This is a genomic window from Candidatus Accumulibacter phosphatis, assembly GCF_012939955.1.
GTDB classification, from domain to species: Bacteria; Pseudomonadota; Gammaproteobacteria; order Burkholderiales; family Rhodocyclaceae; genus Accumulibacter; species Accumulibacter delftensis.
Genome location: NZ_SPMY01000055.1, coordinates 26,643 through 44,921, shown reverse-complemented (window position 1 = coordinate 44,921; position 18,279 = coordinate 26,643). Strand labels below are relative to the sequence as shown.

General features: G+C 68.9%; 10 protein-coding genes. All 10 read left to right on the top strand.

Annotated features, from left to right (window positions below):
• Positions 1-21: 21 nt before the first annotated feature.
• The 10 genes from E4Q23_RS17895 to E4Q23_RS17850 all read left to right on the top strand — a co-directional run bounded on the left by E4Q23_RS17895 (position 22) and on the right by E4Q23_RS17850 (position 18,136).
• Complete coding sequence (locus E4Q23_RS17895) at positions 22-333, top strand: hypothetical protein (RefSeq protein WP_169067901.1); 312 nt, start codon at positions 22-24, stop codon at positions 331-333.
• Positions 334-355: 22 nt separating this feature from the next.
• Positions 356-691 carry a hypothetical protein gene (locus E4Q23_RS17890; RefSeq protein WP_169067900.1) on the top strand — a complete coding sequence of 112 codons (336 nt, stop codon included), beginning with the start codon at positions 356-358 and terminating at the stop codon, positions 689-691.
• A complete protein-coding gene (locus E4Q23_RS17885) occupies positions 688-1,674 on the top strand; it encodes a hypothetical protein (protein WP_169067899.1) in 987 nt (328 codons plus the stop codon). Before E4Q23_RS17890 ends, E4Q23_RS17885 begins: the two co-directional genes overlap by 4 nt.
• 46 nt (positions 1,675-1,720) lie before the next feature.
• A complete protein-coding gene (locus tag E4Q23_RS17880; protein ID WP_169067898.1) occupies positions 1,721-3,748 on the top strand; it encodes a hypothetical protein in 2,028 nt (675 codons plus the stop codon).
• A 16-nt stretch (positions 3,749-3,764) separates the two neighbouring features.
• Positions 3,765-8,741 carry a hypothetical protein gene (locus E4Q23_RS17875; protein WP_336511727.1) on the top strand — a complete coding sequence of 1,659 codons (4,977 nt, stop codon included), beginning with the start codon at positions 3,765-3,767 and terminating at the stop codon, positions 8,739-8,741.
• Between the two features lie 5 nt (positions 8,742-8,746).
• Entirely contained in the window at positions 8,747-10,384 is a 1,638-nt protein-coding gene (locus E4Q23_RS17870; protein ID WP_169067897.1) for a hypothetical protein, read from the top strand.
• Positions 10,381-12,369: an ATP-binding protein gene (locus tag E4Q23_RS17865; RefSeq protein WP_169067896.1), complete on the top strand. Its 1,989-nt coding sequence runs from the start codon at positions 10,381-10,383 to the stop codon at positions 12,367-12,369. Before E4Q23_RS17870 ends, E4Q23_RS17865 begins: the two co-directional genes overlap by 4 nt.
• Positions 12,366-15,524: a DUF4157 domain-containing protein gene (locus E4Q23_RS17860; protein WP_169067895.1), complete on the top strand. Its 3,159-nt coding sequence runs from the start codon at positions 12,366-12,368 to the stop codon at positions 15,522-15,524. Before E4Q23_RS17865 ends, E4Q23_RS17860 begins: the two co-directional genes overlap by 4 nt.
• A gap of 381 nt (positions 15,525-15,905) precedes the next feature.
• Entirely contained in the window at positions 15,906-17,717 is a 1,812-nt protein-coding gene (locus E4Q23_RS17855; protein ID WP_169067894.1) for an eCIS core domain-containing protein, read from the top strand.
• Positions 17,702-18,136 (top strand): hypothetical protein, encoded by a 435-nt coding sequence (locus tag E4Q23_RS17850; protein WP_169067893.1) that lies wholly within the window; start codon positions 17,702-17,704, stop codon positions 18,134-18,136. The genes E4Q23_RS17855 and E4Q23_RS17850 overlap by 16 nt, the downstream gene beginning before the upstream one ends.
• The last annotated feature ends 143 nt before the right edge of the window (positions 18,137-18,279 follow it).

Below are 18,279 nucleotides of genomic sequence, written 5' to 3'. Positions count from 1 at the left end.
ACCCGACACAAGGAGCCAAAAATGGCCGAGTTCATCATCAACCAGGAGGTCAAGACCGAGACCCCTACCGTCGAAGTCACCCTGTCCGCCGATTCTGCGCTGCCGCTGGGGCGCCACACCTTCCGTCTGGTGGTGGTGGACGACTCCGGCAACAGCTCGATTGCTGACGACGTGATCGTCATCGTCGCCGATACCGAAAACCCCACCGCCGTGCTGAATGCACCGCGCAGCGTGGACTTCGCGACCAGCTTCAACCTCGATGGCAGCCGGTCCTTCGATGCTGGCGGTGGCCGTGTGGTGACCTATTTGTGGACTTACATGGGTCAGCCCTGAGTCGCCAAGCGGAGCCGATGCGATGACCACTTTTGTCAAGGGGCGCACCGTCGAAACCGCCGAACCCGTGGTGGTGGTCGATGCCGGCCTGTCCGTCGGCACGCACCGCTTCCAGTTGGTGGTGGTGAGCAACAATGGACGGCGCAGTGCGCCCGAGGCGGTCGATGTGGTCGTCAGCCGGCGGCTTGTAGTCGAAACGCCACCGCGGCCAACGCTATTTCGGCCGCCGTTGCCGGGGTGGACAGCAATCCTCACCCCCGTTGTTCGGCCGACCCGTGCCCCCGCTGAAGCGCGCAAGGCGCGGGCGCGCAAACCCGCCAAGCCCGCCAAGCCAGCCAAACCCAGGAGCGAAACATGAACAGGCCCCTTCGCCCGCCTTCCGACGACCCGCTCTACGCGCTGCCCGACGCGGCGCGCCCGCACTACGCCACGGGAATGCTGCTCGATGCCGGTGACTTTGCCGACGAGCAGACCTACCACCGCAGCCGACTTGCTCGCGCGCTAGCTTTTGTCAGTGGCGCCGGAGCGCGGCGCCTGCCCGCGGGGCTGGATGCCGATGCCGCCGGCGCGACGGGCCTTTTTGCTGGCGGGACGTTGGCCGGCTTGCGCGTGCGTCAGGTGCCGGCGGCAGGCGAGGCGGTCGAGGAAGTGCGTATCGCCCCCGGCCTGGCGGTAGACCGGCTCGGGCGCCTGGTGGAACTGCCGCGACCGGTGTGCCTGCGCCTGACGCGCTGGTTCGACGGTGAACTGGCAGGCGACGGCGGTGACGGCTTGCGCCTCGCCGCGCTCGACAACCCGCAGCGCTTCGCCAGCGCACGCCTCATCGCCGACGGGCCGGTGCTGCCCGCGCGGGCCGTGATCGCCGATGTCTTCGTGCGCTTCGTGACCTGTCGTCAGGCACTCACGCCGGCTTTCGCCAGCGGGCCCTTCGACGCCCTCGACGCGGTGCAGACCTCGCGTCTGCGGGACGCTTTCGAGGTGCATCTGGTGCTGCGCGGCGACGGCCTCGACGATGATTTCAACGGCCTGCCGCTGCCGGATCGCGACCTCTCCGCTCTCGCCCCGGCAGCGCGCCGCGACGCCTTGCAGGATGCGGTCCTCGCTGGCTGGCCGGATATCTCTGGCAGCGCCGGCGGCAGCGACGCTGCCGGCGAATTGCCGGCACCGCCGGGGCATCCGCCCGGCCTTGATCCGACCGCGGTGTTCCTGGCGCGGATCTTCGTTCCGGTGGCGGCTGGCGACCCGCCGGCACGCAGCGGCGATGCCATCGTCGATAACGGCGGCCGCCGCGTGTTGCCGCACCTGGGGATGCTCGCCGGCGCACTCGGGCTGGGCGGATGAACCGCAAGATCAATGGCGCGCCAAGCGGCGCTCTGGAGGATGAGTCATGAACCTGATCACTGGCGAAACGCGCGCAACTCTTGGCTCAGCGGAGGTGGCGCGGCTCAAGGAAGCCGGGGCGCTGATCGAAGACCCGCGCCGCGAACGGCCTCGCTATTTCGACGGCCGCTTCCTGGCCGCACGCGACCTGATTCGCGACCAGCAATACATCCTCACCCGCGAAGCCGACCTCGGCCAGGCCGCCGGCAGCGGCGTGGCCAGCGGCCTCGATGTCGAGCGCGGCAGCGCTGGCGATCGGGTGAATGTGGCGGCCGGCCACGGCGTTACCGCCGCTGGCGAACTGGTGCTGCTGACGCGGGCCATCGAACTGCGGCTCGCCGACATCCCGCGCGCCGAGCAGCTGTCGGCACGTTTTGGGCTCGGCAGAGTAGCGCAGCCACCGCTGCGCAATCGCAGCGGCCTGTTCGTGCTGGCGCTGCGCCCGGTTGAATACACCGATAATCCGATTGGTTCCTACCCGACGTCGATCACTGGCCAGCGTAGCGTCGAAGACGGCGACGTGGTCGAAGCCACGGCCATCGTCCTCGTGCCGTGGCAGGATGATGGCGCCGCCGATGCCCTCGACGCCCGGCGTGGCCGCGCGGCAGCGGCGATCTTTGCCGGCGACGGTGCGCGCGGCCTGTCGGCCAACGTCCTGCCGCTGGCCATGCTGGCGCTGTCCAATAATGTTGTGGTGTGGGTGGACGAGGCCATGGTGCGTCGCGAACTCGGTGCCGATCGCGCCGACTTGCCGGGCCTTGGTTACGCTCCGCGTGCGCTGCGTCTGGCGCACCTGGTCCAGCACCAGGTGCATCTCGCCGACCTCCTGCTGGCCAGCGGCGGGCGCGGCTTCGCGGCGCGCGAGAACTTTCCGCTGTTGCCGTCGGCCGGGCCGATACCGGCCGGCATGATCGACAGCCGTGATTTCACGCAGCGATATTTCCCGCCCGAAATGGTCGTCGATTTCTCGATCATCCCCGAGGACGAACTGCCGGCGCTGGTCGAGGAGGCGCTGTCGCTGCCGCCGATCGACCTCGAAGCGCCGTCGGCGACGCTCGAATCGACCTCGATATTGCTGCTGGCGCCGATCCCGCGCAACGAATGGCGGGCGGTGAGCAGCCGCTTGACGACCCGCACGCGCACCCTGCGCCCGGCGGCGATAAATCTGGTGGCGACCCGCAAGCCGCTTGAAATCCTTCAGCAGCTGCGCATTCCGCGCTTGCCCTTGCCGATCGATAGCGGCGATCCTTCCAACGCCGAGTGGGCACGGCTCGCGGCCTTGCCGGATTTATGGTTCGTGCGTCGGCGCAATCTTGCCTATCGCGACGATCTGGCCGGTGAGGCGATCCGCCTTGCTGGCCGTGACACCCTCGAACCGAGCACCGATTCGTCGCGGCTCAGCGCGCTGGGTCTCGACATCGCCAGCAACCGTGTCTTTGCGCGCGCCACGCCGCGCGCCGCGCTGGAAGTCCAGAGCCTGCTCGCGAGTCCGCGCTTCGCCGAGTCGCCAAGTCTCACCGCGGCAGCTCTCGGCGAACTCGGCCGGGCCGAAACGCTTGATCAAGCGGCCGTGCTGCGGGTGGCCGCGGATCTTTCGGCTCCCGGTGTCGGCGACGGTCTGATCCGCCTCGAACGCGCCCGGCCGGACAGTGTGGCGAGCACCGCGGCGCTGGCGGCGATTGCCGACGGCGGCGACTGGCGCAGCGCCGATAGCGCAGCCGCCAAGCTGCGCTCCGCCGAGCTGTCGCGCATGGCGGGCACGGTCCTGCGACCGCAGCCACTCAATCCCTCCGAGCCCGCCGTCAAACCGACACTGACGACGCCGACAGCGGCGCCGACGCCGACACTGATTCCGCGCCCGCCGACGAGGGCGGGGGCGGCGACGACTCGGGCAGCAGCGCAAGCCGCGCCGGCCGTCGACACTCCCACAGCCGGCGAAAAAGCCGCCACCACGCCATCGGGCAAACGCCGCAAGGCGTCGCCCGCCGCAAGTACGAGCGAGGCCACCGGCAAGGCCGGGGGCAACCGCAAATGACTGAAGGAGGTGGATCGTGAGCATCACACCAATCGACAGGCCCCTGGCTGGCGAGCAAGTCGTCGGCCTGGCGCCGGAAACTGCCGCCGACGCCGGCCGCTGGTGGTTGCGTCGGCCGAATCTGTTTGCCGGCCGTACGCTCACCGGGCCGACGCTGTCGGGTCGCCAGAACTGGGCCGCTCGGCATATCGCCTTGCGTGGTCAGGCGTTCACGCCGGGCGTCGTGCGCGGCCTGGAGACGGCACTGTTGAGCAGCGCGGCTGGCCTTGTTGGCGCCCGCCTGGCGCTGCTGCAGGGGCAGGGCCTGAGTATCGATGGCGAGGATGTGCGCGTGCTGCAGGCGCTGGAAGTGGCGCTGGCCGATCTGCCGGCGGTAGCCGACCCGTCGGCCTTTGCCGGCATGGGTGGGGCCGGCGGCGAGGATAGTAGCACTGCCGCCAAGGTGCTTGGCCCGACACTCGGCGCGGTGGTGGCGGCTTTGCCGGATGCGTTGCCAAGAGTCGGCATCCTGCTCCTGCAGCCGGTAAGCGCCGACCGCATCGGCGAGTTCGATCCCACCGATCCGTGTTCGCTGGACGCTTGCGGCAAGGGCAATGTGATCGCTTTCGAGGACTGGCGCATTGGCGATGCCGCGCGGCTGCTGTGGTACGCCTGGCCGGAAGAGTTCCTCAGCCTGCCGACCCTGCCGGCCGGCGCGCCCGGGCGTTGGCGCAATGAGCTGGCGTGGCGCATTTTCGACGCCGAACGCCTGCTCGCTCCCGACGCGGCGTTGCCCTGGGAGGCCTTCGGCGTGCCGATCGGCCTGGTCGCCTGCGCCAGCGACTGGACGCCGCTATTCCTCGACCGTGCCAGTGTCGTCCGCAGCGGCGGACGCGCCCGCTACGGGCGCATGGGCGGCGCCGCCGACAACCTCGGCATCCACTGGCGGTTGCCGGCGCTGTGGCAAGCACGCTTCGAACAACTCGCCGAGCAGATTGCCGCGGCCGGTGACCCGGCGCCAGACGCCGCGACATTGGCGGCTGACTACGTGCGTTTGCCGCCTTTCGGCCTCTTGCCGGCGCATGTCGTCGATCTCGACACCTTGTCGAGCGCTTTCTTTCCGGCCAGTTTTACCCTCGACGCCGCGCCGCTGCCGAGCGAACAACTCGATGCCGCGCTCGCCGAGGCCGCGTCGCTGGCGCCGCTCGATCTGGCGCTGGGCGAACGCGTACGCCTGTTGGTACCGGTGCCGCAATCGGTGTTCGAGCCGCGTCTGCTGATCCGTGAAGTGATCGACCCGGAATTCGCCACCACCCTGGCCGCCTTCCAGTTGCAGCGCTCGCGTGCGCTCGGCGCGCGTCAGGGGCTGCGCACACGGGCCTCGGTGCTGGCCCGGGCGATCAGCGGCAAGGCGCTGGCGGTGCCGGCGCTAGGCGAAGATCCAGAAGCGCTCGAAGCCGAAACGCTCGCCCCCTGGGGCCCGCCACCGGCCGGTGGCGGGCATCGCTCGGGCTTGCGCGCCGGCGTGCACCAGCATTTCTTTGAAGCAGCCACCGAAACGCTCACCCTTGCTGTGGGCGAGCAGCTCTATGCCTGGGTGTACCTGAACCCCGAGCGCCCGCCGCGCACCTTGATGCTGCAATGGCATGCCGATAGCTGGGATCACCGCGCCTACTGGGGTGAAAACCTGATCGACTGGGGCGCGGAAGGCACGCTTGCACGCGCCCGCGCCGGCGACTTGCCGACGCCCGGCGAGTGGGTGCAGTTGCGCTTGCCGGCGGCGCTGGTCGGCCTCGAAGGACTGGCTGCCGACGGCATGGCATTCACCCTTTACGACGGCCAGGCGGCGTTCGCGATGACCGGTGCGATTGCCACCGGCGGTGCGCCGAGGAAGTGGTTCTGCAGCGTTCTTCCCACGGCTGCCCAGCAAAATGGCGACGAGCGCTGGGATTTCATGACCCACAACGATCTGTGGGCACCGTTCGATGCCTCGGCGGCGGTCGTGCCGGTCGATGGCAGCGGCGCTCCGGCAAGTGGCGGCCATAGCGAGCCGCCAGCGGCCGGTCTGCATCAGCATTTCTTCGAAAATGCCAGCGCCACCTTCACCGCGGCGGCTGCTGAGCAGCTCTACGTGTGGGTCTTCGTAGACCCTGACAATCCGCCGACGCAGCTGATGCTGCAATGGCGCAGTGCCGGCGGCTGGAACCACCGCGCCTACTGGGGACTGAGCCGAATCAGTTGGGGCACGGAAGGCACGGCATCGCGTCGGCGTATCGGCGCGATGCCGCGGCCGGGCCGCTGGCAGCGCCTCGAGGTGCCGGTGGATGCCGGCAGTGGCGTCGATGTCGTCGGCGCGGCGCTGAACGGCATGGCGTTCACCTTTTTCGACGGCGCTGCCGCCTTTGCCCACGCCGGTGCGCTGTCGGCGGCCAATGTCGAGCGGCCGTGGTTCTCCGGCGCTCTGCCTGCCGGCGCCCAGCCACGCGGGGTGTGGCAGTTTCTGCAAGCGCGTGACCTGCGCGCGCCGACCAGCGCGGCGGTGAACGGCCAGGTAGAGGCCGCACTGCGTCTCTACGACAACCCGGCGCTGGGCCATCTCTCGGCCCAGGAGCGCTACCAGATCTTCCAGCTTGGCCTCGACGGTTTCATCGCCTACCTCAAGAGTCGCGCCGACCGCGCCGACGATCTGGTCGATTACAACTTCGTCAAGGTGCAGACCGACATCTATCGCGTCCGGCAACTGGTGCTCGGCACCACCGCCGCCACTCGCCTGGCGATCTCACCGGCGCTGGCCAGCATTGCCCAGGCCGAGACCGCGGTTGCGTCGACCGAGCGCATCGCCGGTTTCTTCGACGAACTGAAGAACACGCCAGCGGCCACCCAGTTTGGCACGGCGGCAGCCCGCGGTGGCTCGCCGGCGGGTGCGCAGACTGCCGCAGCCTTCGCCAGCGGCGGCGCGGCTGGCTCGGCCGGCAGCATTTCGACCGCCTCGGCACGGGCAGTGGGCAGCGCCTTTGCCAGCGGCGGCGCCCAGGCGCTGACTGTAGATTCATCGGCAACGCAGGAGCTAGTGAAGGGCGAAGGACTCACCTTCAAGGCGGGCAGCTCGACGGTGAACCAGAACGCGCTGGTTCGCGACAGCACCAATACCCGGCTGCTGCTTGGCAGCGCGAGCTTCGTTCCCTTCGACATCACCAACGCCGCGCCACTGATCGGCAAGGCGGAAGTGCGCACGGTGAGCATCGCCGAGCGGCTCGCGGCGCCCAAGGCCAACGAGGCCAAGGATTACACCACGTCCACGCGCTACGAGGCGGTGCGCGGTCTGATCGCGCTGGCCGACGAACTCGAGGTCGAGGACGGGGGTGACAGCGCCGGCCTCTTCGAGAGCATTGCCTTCCACGGCGTGCGTGGTGATCCGGCGCTGTTCTACGAGACCGAGGCGGAGGTGGGCAATCCCGACCGCCCGCTGCCGATCGTCGACAGTGGCGATCCCGCGGAGCAGAACACGCTCAACCGCCTGCCCCGTAGCCTGCCGCTGCGCACCGTGCTCAAGCAGCGCTGGCGCTTGCCGCTGATGCTGCAGGCGCCGCGGCGCAGCAAGATTGACGAGTCGGCCTATTTCTCGGACGGCGCTGACCTTTCCGACAACACGGTGGCGCTGATGCGTCAGCTCGAAGGTCGCATCAAGCTTTACCGCAACGCCATTGCGCTCAGCGAGGCGCTGCTCGACAGCCTCAGGAAGCAGACCGCCGTGCTGGAACAGCGGCTGCTGGCGGTCGGCGAGGACCTCGCCGAGGCGCGCCACGACGTCGCCGTGACGCGCGCGCTGATTGCCGAGGAGGAGGCGCGACTGGCGGCGATCAACGATCGCCGGACGCAGATCCTGCGTGATCACGTCAAGTTCGTCGCCTATCAGCGTCCGCGCGAGGCCGAACTGATCAGCCCGGCGCCGATGCGCCAGCTCGATCCCGGCTTGCTCGAAGCGCCGGTACCGGCTTGTCTCATGGCGCACCAGGACGCCCCCGACGAACTCGCCGATCTGCTGGGCGTCGTGCGCGAGGCGCCGTCGCGCTGGTTTGCGCGCTTGCCGGCGCTGCTCGATAAACTCGACCGCGTCGATCTCCTGGTCAGGGTCATGCAGTCGGCGCAGTTGCGCAGTCAGATCATGAACCTGCGGGCGGCGGCGCGGCCGCCAGCCAGTGCCGTTCGTGGCGTCGCTGGCGCAATCCTTGCGTTGCAAGACAAGCGCTTCGCCGCCGTGCAGCAACTGCGCGTCGCAGCCACGCGTATCGAGCCGCTGGTAATTTCTGCGCTGGGTTGGCAGGGGGCGCGCGCCGAGGCCGAGAAAGTCGTCTCGCTGGGCGACCTGATCGATGGCGAGCACGGCAGTGGCGCCGTCGCCAGCAACGCCGCCAAAGTGTTCGCAGAGCTCTCGCGCATTGCCGCCTGTCTGCACGAGGCCTTCTCGGAAGTGCTGCCATCGATCCGTCTCGACTGGGCCGAACGCCTGTCGCAGTTCGACGCCACGCCACAGCTCAGAAACCTGGCCGGTCTGCCGCGCTGGGGCGAGCTCGATTATGCGACGCGGCGCCAGTTGCAGGCCTACGCCGACTGGCTGTTCGGGCAGATGAAGAGCGGCGACCGCGAGGCCGAGGGCTTGGTCAACGACCTGGTGCACATGTGCTTGCTGCTCGCCAGCCACGCGCCGGTGAATCGCATCATTTCCGGTCGCCTGCCGGGGCCGGTGACTGCGCTGCCCGGTATTCGCCTGCCGATTCGTGTTATCGACGGCCTCAAGCTCAGGGTCGGCATGCAGGCGCTGGTGTATCAGGGCGACCGGGTGGTGGCGCGAGCACGGGTCGATGATCTGGCGAGCAGCGAGGTGTCAACCACGGTGCTGCACGTCGAGGGCAACCGCCTGGACCTGGCTGCCGAGAGCCGGGTGCAGTTTGTCGCTGCCGACAGCCCGCTGGCGATGAGCAGCGCGCGGCTGGCCAGCGTCAAGATCAGGTAAGGCTCATGCTCGCCGAGCGCACGGTCCGCCGCCTGTCGATCCGCGCGCCGGCCGATGCCCTCGCTCGCCGTGCCGGCTTCCTGATCGAGGACGCGCTGCGCACCGCCAGCCTGCCGGGCGACGGCGCCGAGCTACTGCTGCTGCGCCGCGTGCGGCTGCCTCCGTTCGCGCCCGGGGTGTCGCCGCAGCAGGTGGCGCTGCACCTGGAAGCGGTGTGCCGTGCGGCGATCGCCGTCGATGGCTCGCTGGTCGACGATGCGGCGCTAGGCGCCGCACCGGCTGTGCGTTTTGCCGATGCGCTGACGGCCCACCTGGCCCTGACGCGTTTACTGCTCGCCGACACTGCGCGCCAGGCGTGGTGCTGGCCGCTGGTCGTGACGAACTATCGACCCACCCTTGGTCGCGCTGCGGCGCTGCGCGCGCTGGCCTTGTCGCTTGCCGAGTTGCCCGAAGCGCCGGCGGCATTGCCGCGCTGGATGGCGCTGCTCCTTGCCAACGGCGACGCGGCTTGCGCTGCACTGGTGCTCGCCCTGCGGAGCGACGACGTGGCCCGTTTGCAGTTGGCCTGCAAGGGCGCCCGACGACAAGCGCCGCCAAGCGCGCCGGCGCACTGGCAGTCGCTGCTCGACTGGTCGGCCGGGCAGCTTGGTGGCGACGATGGCCGCCATCGCTGGCTGCTCGATATGGCGGTTTTGTGTGGCGTGGCTGTCGATCACCACATCCGCCGGGAGCGTGGCGGCGCCGATCATGGGGAGGACAAAGCCTTGGCGACAAGGCGCGTCGCCCGCCACACTGGCGGTGATGGCGGTGATAAAAAACGATGCGCAGCAGACGCTTTCGACGCAGCCCTTGCCGCTCAGCAGGCGGCGCTTGGCGCCTTGCCCGCGGCGCTGCCGGCCGCCACGCCAGCCGCAAGCAGCGTGCCAAAATCCCCGCACGCGGCAGATATGGGCGCCCCTCCCAGGCATTTGGCTGCGCCTCCGCAAGCGGCCGCTGCGGCCAGCGATGGCCCACCTGCGCCGGTTGCCGAGAATGTGCCTGGTGCCGGCAAAGCCGTCGCCAGCAGCGAGCCGTCAGCAGCGCAGTCGCCAGCGACGGCACCGGAAGCTGGCCGTGAGTTGACAGCGCCACCCGTAGCGCTCGCCAAGGACTCGCCGAGCACGGTCGATAAGAGGGAAGCACTGCTGAGCAGCGATGCTGCGACGGCCGCTGGCGGCCTGCTGCTCCTGGTCCCCTTGCTGAACCGCCTCGGCCTGGCCGACTTCCTCGGCGACGACAGCGCGCCGAGCGCTCTGCCGCAGCTCATTTTCGCCACTCTGCTGCGGCGACTGGCGATCGCCGACGCCGATCCGCTGTGGCTGTTGTGCGTTCTGCCGCTGGCCGTCGATCGCGAGGCCGATGGTGAGGCCGTGCGCTGGCTCGGGCACTGCCGCCGCCATCTGCGCCGCCATGTCGGCATCGGCCTCTACTCGCTGGTCTGCCGTCCGGCACGCATCGCCATCACCGCCACCCATGTCGATGTGCGCCAGGATCTCAATGCCGTCGATCTGCGCATTCGTCGCGCCGGCCTGGACGTCGACCCGGGCTGGGTGCCGTGGCTGGGGCGGGTACTACGCTTTCACTACGGGCGGGATCAGGGATGAACCGACCGGAACATCCCGGACTTGAGACGGGGGCTGCGGCGACGCAATTGCCGCGCTTGGCCGATCTGGCCTTGGCGTTGCTGGCGACTGACTGCAACGCTGCTCAGGGTGCTGAAGCGGCTTGGCTGGAAGCGCTTGGCCGTTCCATCGATAGCTGTGGTGGTGTTCTGGCACCCGCTGCACGAGGCCGTGAGGCGGTAGTGCAGGCGCTGATGTCGGCCTGGCTGTCCGGTCCACCGGCGGGCGATAATGCGCTTTACGCTCTCGCCGCCCGCGAAGCCCTGAGCCTCCCCGAAACCCTTGCTACCGCGCTGAGCTGTGCCATCGAGCTGACGCCGATGGCTGCGCGGACGCTGATCTGGCTGCAGCACCCCGTCGGCAGCGCGCGGCCCACGCTAGGCTTGCTGGCGAGCTTGTGCGAGCGGCTCGGCGAAGACCATGCGCTGGCCCTGCTGGCCGAAGGTGGCGGACGGCGGATAGGCTTGCTGCAGCTCGAGTCGCAGGATCGCCCGTTGTGCGAACGCTGTGTACGCACGCCGTTGCCGCTGGTCATGGCGTTGGCCGGCTACGAGGGCTGCTTTGACGGCGTCAGCAGCAAAGATGACGGGCTGCCGATGCTGCCGGATTCGACCATCGCGGCGGCGCACAGCCAGGCTGCCGGCCTGCGCGACGACGGTGTCCGGGTGCTGGTTTTGCGCAGTGCCGTGCCCGGCGAGGCGCGTGCGGCGGCGCTTGCTGTGGCCGCGGCCAGCGGTCGTCGCCCGGCTTTCTACGAGGGCGACGCGCCGCACGGACTGGGGCCGTGGCTATGGCTGCAGGACCGTCTGCCAGTGTTGCAGGTGGCGCTGACGCCGGGCGAGCGACGGCGTTTACCCGAAATTCCGGGCTACGATGGACCGCTGCTGGTCGCCACCGGACTCGAGGGCAGCATCGAGGCTGCCGGCGCCGTGAGCCAGTGGCGTCTGCCGGTGCCGCCGGCCGACGAGCGCGCCCGGCTGTGGCGCGCGGCGCTGGGCGATGCGGTCGCGGTTGATCAGCTCGCTGCGCATCATCGCCACGGAGCCGGGCGCATCGCCGAACTGGGCCAGGCAGCTCGCTCGGCGGCGGCCCGTGCTGGTGAAACGCCCGCTGTGAAACATGTCGTCCAGGTGGCTCGCCGCGGGGTCGGTGCCGACCTCGGCGCGCTCGCCGAGCTCTTGGATGACGACATTGCCGATGAGGCGTTGGTGCTGGCGCCGGGCCTGCGGCAGGTGCTTGAATCGCTGGTCGCCCGCTGCCGCCTGCGCGATACGCTTGCCAACGGGCTCGGCGCTGCCGCGCGTACCCGCTACCGGCCCGGTGTGCGGGCGTTGCTGGTCGGGCCGTCTGGCACCGGCAAGACGCTTGCCGCGAGCTGGGTGGCGACCCGTCTCGGGCTGCCACTGTACCGGGTCGATCTCGCCTCGGTGACCAGCAAGTACATCGGCGAGACCGAGAAGAATCTCGCCGAGCTGTTTGCCCGCGCCGAGCACGCCGAAGTGGTGTTGCTCTTCGACGAGGCCGATTCCTTGTTTGGCAAGCGCACCGACGTCAAGGACTCCAACGACCGCTTCGCCAACCAGCAGACCAACTACCTCTTACAGCGCATCGAGAGCTTCGAGGGCATAACCTTGCTGACCAGTAATAGCCGGGCACGCTTCGACTCGGCCTTTACCCGACGGCTCGACGCGATCATCGAATTCCTCGCTCCCGGGCCGGTCGAGCGGCGGGCACTGTGGTTGGCCCACCTTGGAGAGTCGAATATCCTCGATGCCGTGGCGCTCAATCGGCTGGCCGCCAATTGCGATCTCCCCGGCGGGCACATCCGCAATGTGGTGCTCGCTGCCGCCGCACTGGCCGGTGCGCAGGGCGCTGCTCTCGGCGAGGCGGAGTTGAGCGCCGCTCTGGCCAGCGAATATCGCAAGCTCGGCAAGCAGATGCCGGCCGGCGTTGGAGGCAGTGGATGAGCCTCGTCCTCGACCGGCGGCCTCAGCCCGATGCGGCTCCGCCCGGCAGTCGCCGGGCCTGCGACTGTGCCGGGCCGACGCGTCCGACGCCGGGTGTGCCGCGTTGCCTCGGCGGTGATGGGGTGCAGGCGCGCCTCGAGGTCGGAGAGCCGGACGACCCGCTCGAGCACGAGGCCGAGGCCTTTTCGCGCGCGCTGGTGGCGGGGTCCACGGTTCCGCGCTTTCTCGGCCACGATCCTGGGGCGCCGCTGCGGCGGACGTGCCCGCAATGCGCAGAGGATCTCGTCGAGGAGAGCGCGGAGCCCGGCAACGATGAACAGCCGCTACGCCGCGAGTACCTGAGCGCAGAGCCGCCCGACGATGGCGATGGTGGCCGCCGCGGCACCGACGGCGATGCCCGGCCGGCACGCAATGGCAGTGCTGCCACCGGCCTGCACGGCGCGGTGCGCGGTCAGCTCGAAGCAGCCCTCGGCACCGATCTCGGTGCAATCCGGGTCCATCAGGGCAAAGCGCCGGCGCGCGCTGCTCGCGCCATCGGTGCGCGCGCGTTCACCCGTGGTCGGGATATCTGGCTCGGTGCCCGCGAGCGCACTGACGACCTCGCCTTGATGGCCCACGAGGTGGCGCACGTGGTACAGCAGCGAGGGCGGAGTGGGGGCGTGCTCAGGCGCCTCCCGGAGGACGAGTTTGCCGGAATGACCAGTGCCGATGCGGCAAGCGTCGCGGTGCCGCTGGCCACCAGTTCAAGCGCTGCCCGTCCCTCGCTGATGCCGCCTGGAGCGGGTGCCGCCTACGATCCCTGCGCGGTGTCGGCGCGTGCGCTGAGCAACGCCGAACTCCTTGCTCATTGGCAGCGTGTTGTCGCCTACCTTGGTGATCGCCGTCCGGACTCACAGCCTGCCTACGACCACGACCACCTGCGGCGCCGCCTTGCCGGCGAACGTCGCCGGCGTGGCGGAATGGGTCACTCCTGGCTCGCCGAGGAGCGCATCACGGCGGTGCCGACAACGCTCTACGAGATCCGGCCGATCGGGCCCGAAATGCTCGCGGTGGTGCTGGCCGATGTTGCGCGTGAGGAGGGCCCGGCTTTCCAGCACGAGGGGCAGGTGTTGACGCCCGCCCAGTTCGACCGGTTTTTGGCTCGCTACAACGTGCCGCAGGTGGACGTGAACGAGTTCTACGCCAGCCACGACCCCTTCTCGCAGGCGCTCACCGTTCGCCTCCCTCCACCGACTCCGGAGCCGGCACCGTTGTGGCCAGGGTTCTCTGCAGGGCCGGAATCAGGCATGGGGCCAGACTTCAGCTTTGCCGATCCGGGTGCAAGGGGTTTTCCCGGCGTCCCCGGGCGGCTGTCGGGGGCGTCGACCGCAGTGATTCTGCCGACCGACCTCTACGCAAACCCGACCGATCTCTATATTCGCGACGCCTTCCTTCGCCCGTTAGTGACGCCGGGCACAGATCCGGCGAATCCGGCCTCTATGCGGGGTGCCGGCGTCAATTGGCGCGGCACGATGTTCGAAGAGCTGCATCTGGGTGCGGATCTTTCCACCATCCTTGATCCATCCGTGGTTGACCTGAACAGCCTGCAGGCCAATGCGCCGACCTTCGATACCCTCGATCTGCGCACGGGCGACCTCGAGTCGCTCACCCACTCGATGAGCGGCGTCGATACGGGCGGCCCGCTCAATCCGGATCACTATCTGACCAAGTTCATGCGCATGATGAGCCCGACTGCCGAGGGCTCGACGCTGACTTCTGCGGCAGACATGCTGGGCCCGGTCTATCCCGAGTTTGGCACCGATCTGGATGCGGCGGCGAGCGCCCGGCTGCTGGTACCGGATGAGCATGCCGGGGCGGTGCGTGCCGCAGTCGAGACGATGGTCGCCGGCGGAAACCTCTCGCGCGCCGATTTTGCGGCTGGAATCGAGCGCGCGGTCAGCGCGTCGCCGTCGCGGATGACCGATGCCAGCCGCGCGATCATCGAGGCCTCGTTGAGTGCCGATCCGATAAGCCACGGCGACGGCACCTACTCGTCATGGGATCAGGTACGCGCGCTGTCACCTTCCAGCCGGGCCTATCGAACCATTCGCGCCCAGCTCACCGCGCGCTTGCGTGCCCGTGCCCTGTCAGGGGACCTGCGCGGCGCGGTGGCCGGCAGCGTCGACGCCGGGCTCGCCTCCGCGTGGCGCGAGCGGGCGTCGGCGGGCCGTCTGGCGCCGGTGGTCGATGCCTTGGTACATGGCGCGCCTGTGGGCGAGGGTGCTGCGGCGATCTCGAACTGGGCGCAGATCGAAGCGCTGATCCTTTCCGGCGATGTCGATGCCACGGTGCGAATCCAGGCGGTGTTCGGCGAGGTCGCGCAGCGTGCCGGTGCGCGTGTGGCGCCGATGCGCGCGACCCTGGCTTCGGTGATGGCCCTGCAGCGTCTGAACACGCTGGCCGTTTCTCGCCTGCAGCGCAATGTCCTCTTTCCACCTGAGGTCGTCGAGTATCACCGCCTGGTTGCCAACGGGATGGCGACTGAAGATGCCCTGTCGACGGTGTCGGGTGGAAGCGCTGCGCGTGCCGCTCGGGTGAGTGGCGCGCTGGCGGCGCTTACCGAGTCGGGTCGCCTGTTGTGGCATGCTGGCGAAGGCGACTTGAATGGTGGCATGGTGGCGACCAGCATGTTCAATGTGGGGGCGTCGATTCCGGTCGGCTACGGCGGTGCACTTGTGGAAAGTCGTGCCGCGCTGGGTTTGTCGCAGTGGGCCAGCCGTGGCCTGGTTGCCGGTGAAACGCCGGGGTTGCTCGCCAGCAGCGGTGTCCTGGGGGGACGCCTTTTTGTGTCGACCGGTGTCGGTGCCGTTGCCGCGCCGGTGATCTCGCTGGGGTCGATGGCCTTCCAGGAAACCTTCCTGGATGCCGACTATAGCGACATTGATTACTACGCCACTGGTGCCCGCACAGCGGTCGCCGGGGGCGGCGGAGCCTTGGCAGCCGGGATTACGGGCGCAGTGCTTGGCTCGGAGGTGCCACTCCTCGGTAACGCGGTTGGCTTTATCGTTGGTTTCGGCGGCTATCTCCTTGTCGATTCCATCTGGGGTGACGATATCGAACATGCCGTGCGTGAAGGGATGGGGGAGTTCGGCTGTGTGGATGGCGCCGCCGATTGAATTGACCTGGATCGATGCATGCGGCCGAAATCGCCTGCCGTGGCCCCTGTTGGTCGCTGGCGGCCAGCGTTCGCAGACAACGGTCCGACGCCAGGCACTGCCGGTCGAGACCGCCGGAACGGCGGGTACATGGCTGGGCTTGGACCGCGAGTCGGTGCACCGCGACCCTTCGACCATGCGCTATGCTGGAGTACGGCGGGCAGATCGATGCGCTCGTCGGCTTGCAGGAGCTTACTGCAGGCGAAACCCGGAGGACAGACGATGACATTCACGACTCAGGCACGAGGCAGCATGGCAGCTTCTTCAGCTGAGCATACCAAATCCGGGCCCACGACTGCAACACGCGCTGCCGGCACTCCGCGATTCCTTGCGGCGCGCGGAATGAGCGTCTCCCGCCCGGAAGATGCCGGCGAGCGGCAGGCAGAGCGCATCGCCGCCGCGGTGATGGGGCCCGACGGATGCCACGGCTGTACGCCGGAGGCACCCTGCGCCCGTTGCGCTTCCGCTATCCAGCGTTCGGCCGAGGGGGCCGGGCCGCTGTCGGCGTCGCTGCCCGGGCTGGGCGCGGGTCGCCCGCTCGACAGGTCCGCGCGCGACTTCTTCGAGCCGCGGTTCGGGCGTGATCTCGGCGCGGTGCGGGTGCACAGCGGATCGCGCGAAGGGAGCATGGCGCGCTCACTGGCTGCGCGCGCCTTCACCCTCGGCAACGACATCGTGTTTGCGCCCGGCCGCTACGAACCCGAGTCCGATTCGGGGCGCCGGCTGATCGCGCACGAACTCGCCCATGTGGTCAGCGGCGGCACGGGCAACACCGTTTCCCGCGTGCCTGACGCCGGGGTCACCGCCGATGCCGGTACAACGCCGGACGCGGCGGCGGCTGCGGCTGCCGCGGCAGCCGCACCGACCGATGCCGGTGTGCCCCTGCCGGCAGGTGTTCCGACGGTGCCGACGCCACTCTTCGACAGCCTTTTCGGCAGCTGCCTGACGCCGGAAGAGGGCGTCCGCCGTGACGCCTTCGCGCTGCGCCATATGCACCTCGAACGCTATATTCCCTCGACCACCTTCGGCATGTTCGACGCCGACTACTTTCCTCTGGTCGGCCTTATGCCGGTGACGGTAAAGATGAAGTTCAATTTCGTTTCGGCCGACAACGCGCCGGGAATGCTTGAACGGATCAGCCGCACCATGGCCGGCGAAGACCTCAGCCGCTTCTTCTGGAGCGATACGGAAAAGACGGACTTCAAGAGCGCCTATATCGGTCGCGTCGCGGCGCGCTGGAGCGCCCAGCATACGCTGACCTCGAGCAAGCCCTGCTGGGACTTCAGGGCGATCCCGCTGGTGACGCCGGTCGAGGTCAGCGACGACGCTGCAGCGCACTACGTGACGACGGTGCACAAGAGCCCCGGGCCGGGGATCGACTACAAGTCGGCCACCAACGACCCCGACGTGGCGCATCCCGAGCGCCCGGCAAGCGCCGACCTCTACCAGTCCGACGTACGCGAGGAGCCCGACTTCAACAGCGGCAGCGTGGCTACCACCGAGCGCCAGCGCCTGGAGAGCGCACTCGCTGCGGCGGCGGCTTCACCGGTGTTGTTCGGCAACGATTCGGATGTCATCAGCCCGGTGATGCGGCCGGCCCTTGTCGCCTTCGCCGATGCGGCCAGGCAGAAGAATCCGTCCGATCCGTTGATCCCGCTCAAGGTCGACGGCTTCGCCAGTCTCGACGGTGACGCCACGCATAACGTCGACCTCTCCGAGAGGCGTGCGGTGGCGGTGCGCAGCTTCCTTGCCGGCCTTGGTGTGACGCAACCGATTGGCGTCCTTGGCCACGGGTCGGTGGGGGTTGCCGGCGACGCCGCCAACCGCCGGGCCGACCTAGCGGTGGATCATGCCTTCGAAACGACGTATGCCGCCAACCGCTATTCGGTCGGCGAGCACGAGTTCGGTCACATGCTGGGCCTGCCTGACGAGTATCAGAACAACACTACCGGCGTTCTTGGCGCCCAGCAGACGCTCTATTCCGGGCTGGTCACTGCAGCCGGGGTGCCTGGGCCGGCGGTGTGGGGCGTCGATACCGCGAGCCAGATGTCGAACGGCATCGACGTGCTGCCGCGTCATTACGTGACCCTGTGGGAGGCGCTCGGCCGCATGACCGCCCCCGACATCGCTCAATCCGAGTGGAGCATCAGCTGAGCACCGGGCAGCCTTCAACAGCTGCGCAGCCGGAAATCGAGTTCCGCCGCATTCAGGCGATCAGTTGTCGCGGCAACCTGCGCATCCGGGTGACGCCCGCCGGTGAGCTGTTCGCCTACGTCGAGACGCGTGACTGCACGCGTGGCCAGCACTGGAGCGCACCCTGGCCCGAAAAAGCGCTGCGGCGCCTGGACCTCCGGCAGCAGCGGCAGCTGGTCGACGCGCTGCTTGAGGGCGATTTCTTCGCGTTACCGGGCGAGATCTTGACCCCGGGGCGCGACGGTTTCCGTGATCAAATCGACGCTACACTCGGCGAGCGGCATCATTCCGTGAGCATCGAACGCAGCGCTGCGCCGCCGGCCTTCGCACGCGTGCGCGCGACGCTGATGGCCCTGGCTGGCCCCGTGTTCAGTGGCTGAGAGCCGAGCCCATGTTGAAACGGTGCGTTCGCCCAAGCCGGGCGCGCTGAGATTCCACTTGCACGGGCGTGGTGCGGCTGGCGGGCCTTTTGCGATCTCCGGCGATGGCGGGGCCCTTGCAGGACCTGACTACCCGTTTTCCG

Excerpts from the sequence above, each read along its gene's own strand:
- E4Q23_RS17895 (WP_169067901.1), top strand. The coding sequence starts at position 22 with ATGGCCGAGTTCATCATCAACCAGGAGGTCAAGACCGAGACCCCTACC.
- E4Q23_RS17890 (WP_169067900.1), top strand. The coding sequence starts at position 356 with ATGACCACTTTTGTCAAGGGGCGCACCGTCGAAACCGCCGAACCCGTG.
- E4Q23_RS17885 (WP_169067899.1), top strand. The coding sequence starts at position 688 with ATGAACAGGCCCCTTCGCCCGCCTTCCGACGACCCGCTCTACGCGCTG.
- E4Q23_RS17880 (WP_169067898.1), top strand. The coding sequence starts at position 1,721 with ATGAACCTGATCACTGGCGAAACGCGCGCAACTCTTGGCTCAGCGGAG.
- E4Q23_RS17870 (WP_169067897.1), top strand. The coding sequence starts at position 8,747 with ATGCTCGCCGAGCGCACGGTCCGCCGCCTGTCGATCCGCGCGCCGGCC.
- E4Q23_RS17865 (WP_169067896.1), top strand. The coding sequence starts at position 10,381 with ATGAACCGACCGGAACATCCCGGACTTGAGACGGGGGCTGCGGCGACG.
- E4Q23_RS17860 (WP_169067895.1), top strand. The coding sequence starts at position 12,366 with ATGAGCCTCGTCCTCGACCGGCGGCCTCAGCCCGATGCGGCTCCGCCC.
- E4Q23_RS17855 (WP_169067894.1), top strand. The coding sequence starts at position 15,906 with ATGAGCGTCTCCCGCCCGGAAGATGCCGGCGAGCGGCAGGCAGAGCGC.